This window comes from bacterium (assembly GCA_039961635.1).
In the GTDB taxonomy this organism is placed as follows: Bacteria; 4484-113; 4484-113; order JAGGVC01; family JAGGVC01; genus JABRWB01.
This window is the reverse complement of sequence record JABRWB010000046.1, coordinates 1-3,071: the sequence shown is the minus strand read 5'-3', so window position 1 is coordinate 3,071 and position 3,071 is coordinate 1. Positions and strand designations below refer to the sequence as shown.

Annotated in this window: 3 protein-coding genes; all 3 read left to right on the top strand. The window is 53.9% G+C overall.

Annotation, left to right across the window (positions count from 1 at the left end; genetic code table 11):
* The coding region (locus HRF49_07450; protein ID MEP0814483.1) for a S8 family serine peptidase at positions 1–1,777 on the top strand (1,777 nt) is incomplete at its 5' end.
* Between the two features lie 3 nt (positions 1,778–1,780).
* The gene (locus HRF49_07445; GenBank protein MEP0814482.1) at positions 1,781–2,344 is read left to right on the top strand and encodes a hypothetical protein; all 564 of its coding nucleotides are present in this window, start codon (positions 1,781–1,783) and stop codon (positions 2,342–2,344) included.
* A 173-nt stretch (positions 2,345–2,517) separates the two neighbouring features.
* Positions 2,518–3,071: hypothetical protein (locus HRF49_07440; protein ID MEP0814481.1), on the top strand; the 554-nt coding region annotated here is incomplete at its 3' end.

Here is a 3,071-nt window from a genome sequence, read left to right as displayed (position 1 = left end):
CCTCCAAATGTTGCGTTTGTCGCTCGCGCTTGTGATGCTGTTCACAGCATGCACGGGGAGCGATAAGAGGATGAACGCCGCGGCGGCACCGGAGGCGGCGATTACCGGCACGCAGGGGAGTTCAACCGCAGGCGGAAACGATTCAGTAAGCCGCACACCGGCGATCGATCCCGGAGGCGGTGGCGACGGAAGTGGAGGAAATGGAGGCGGCGAGGGCCTGGGCATGGGCGACGATCCGGATCCGGAAGTCCGCCCCGATCCCCCGCAGGGCAATTATGAATTAGTTCAATCCCTGGACCCATTTACCGCGGAGTACCGATGGCCCGATGGAACAGGGCTGGTTGGAAACGTATCGCAGGAGGACCTGAACGGCTTCATCCAGTACGGAGTAGAGTATTTCGACAATAAAGTCACTCCGACCGAAATGTGGCTCGATCCCGAAACGGAAGAGCCGACGGAAATAGTGCGGGACGAAGTTCTTGTATGGTTCGACCAATCGGTTGGCGAGCAAGACCTAAGGAGTATGTTCGACACCAACGACTTTGACGTCGTGTTTTCGTGGTTCGAGCCGGGCGGCATACACTCGAATTCCTATGCATCCTTTCAGTTGAATTTCGACAGGCATACTTACCCGACTGTGGACGATGCACTTTCGTTTTTGAGGTCGCTGAACTACACGCTGGAAGCCACACCAAATTTCTATAACCAGATGTCCTTGTGCATGGCCCCTCCGCTTGATTTGCTGTCGAGGCCAAGCACTTATTGGACGAACCCGCCTTATGTAAGCGGTGGGGATCGCACTTGGCTTCAGTATTCGCTTCATGCCTGGACATTCAATCTGAACAGACAAAACATCGTGGAGCAGTACGTTCCAGGCACCACAAGCACCAAGGTCGCTGTCATAGATACCGGTGTTCAGCGAGATCATCCGGATCTGCAAGGCGTTTTTACGCTTTATGGAGTGGATGCCTATGAAAGTAATTATGTCTATGGCAAGAATTACGGATGGTACCGCGAGACCGATAGTAATAAATTCCACGGAACCAAAGTAAGCGGCAGGATCGCCGCCCTGACCAACAATCAAGTTGGTGGAAGTTATTTGGGAGTATCCAGCTGCACGCCGGGCATCAAGTTGCTACCAATTTACACCAAAGGTCCGGCCGATTCATACAGCAAGGCGGTCCGGGCGCTTCGATTCCACTTTTCGATTATAAGCGGAGGTGCGTTGGAATCGAACGTCAAAGTTGTGAATATCAGCGCCAGTGGCGCGAAGGGGAAAAAATTTGCCGAATACGAAATAAACCGGGACATTCTGGTTCAGCATAGATTTTATGTGGCCAGCGCGGGAAATTTTGGTACATATGGAAAGTACTATCCCGCGGCAATGGAGGCAGTCATGGGTGTCACGGGAATGAAGGGGACGGTAATTCAATACAGCAACCAGCCGCCTTTGGAGGTGTTTGAGCAGCACCCTGAAACTAACTACTACAATACAGCCTTGTATCCGGTTAGCGCCTTCTACGATTTCTTGCTTTATCCTCCAACTGGGCAGCCGCTTGGATCGGATTACAGCACAACCACTAGTGGCCAGTATTCGCAATTTTTCGGCACATCAAGTGCCGCGCCGCAGGTCGCGGCATTGGCGGCAAGGCTATATGAGGAAAGGCCATTGGCAACCCGCGAGCAAGTCTGGAATCGCATTGTGTCAACTTTACGCGAGCCACGCGGCAGCATCGCCGGCATCGTGGATTACGAAGCCGCGCTGGAGGGTTGGTAAGCCATGAAAGCTCAATTGCAATCCTGTTTACGGTTTTGTGTCGTGCTGGCTGTCTTAAGCCCATTTCTGTTCGCGGGCGGCGGATGCGGCGGCAACGGCGGCGAGCAGCCTCCTTTCTGGCTCAGACCTCCGGCCAATTTTTATGGAGCCAAAGTGCTGCAAATGACGTTGCCGGAAACCGTCAGGCAAGGTGAGTCGCCCATAATCGAGGCAAAACTTCGAATGACCAAGACAATGGCTTCCTTGCTCCCGGAAAATGGTTACGCCATGCTTGTTCAGACGGAACCCGTTGAATTTCCTGCACCTCCGGGGCAAACATTGCTGTTTTTGGTATCCGTCTACTATTCGCGCCTTACCGACGAATCCAAAGATATCGAAGTTGATGCTTTGTTCCCCGGATATTTCCACGCTCCAACTGGAGATGAACTCCATTATAGGAGTTCGGACCCATTTGCTAAGAACCTGGCCCCAGGGAGATACAACGTGTACGCGCGCGTACCATCTGACTTGCCAGAGGACCTTTTTGGATTTTTCGGCTCATTTGAGGTGCTGCCAACGGAGTCGTAGGTTCTTGCTGTTTGTTCGACATTGAGGCTCTTGCCGTGGAAAGCAGTATGTGCGAAAAGAATTCGATTGCGATTCAACGACTGCGATTTGGCAGTTGAATCTTGCGATGTTGATATTCCGGACGCGGGCGGTTTTATCCCGCCCGCGTCCGGTAGCTGTGAAAGGAGGAAGTCATGTTTAGATTGATTATCTTGTTGGAATTGCTTTCGATGTTTGTCATCTTCGGATGCGGCCAGGACGGGGGGTTCGCGAGCCAACCGCCCAATGCTTCCGAATTCCAGGCGCCCGCGCCTGCCGGGGATTCAGCGAGCTCATCCGGGCCGGAGATTGAAAATGCATCCGCGCTAGATCCGGTGGCAGAATCCAATCTATCAGTGCTTTCCGAGGAACTGGAGCGGCAACTAAGCCGCGCCCCCGCGCCGCCCGTCCCCGAAAGCTTGGCCCTCGATTGGACGTACGACCCGGACGATTTCACCCTGACGTTCGATTACGAAAATCCGGGCGACTACAATCTGGACGGCGAGGTGTCGGTAGCCGATCTGACACCGCTCGCTTTGAATCTCGGGCACATTGTGGGCGACGGAATGGACGACGAAACCGATGCATGGTTGGACGGCGACGGGAATGGCGAGGTCGGCATATCGGACATTACGCCGATTGCTACCAGGTTCCAAAGCCGTTGTGCCGGATTCGCAATTTTTCACCACAATCCGGACGCGGAACCGCC

Bases quoted from the DNA above. Each gene is read 5' to 3' on its own strand.
- HRF49_07445 (MEP0814482.1), top strand. From the start codon at position 1,781: ATGAAAGCTCAATTGCAATCCTGTTTACGGTTTTGTGTCGTGCTGGCT.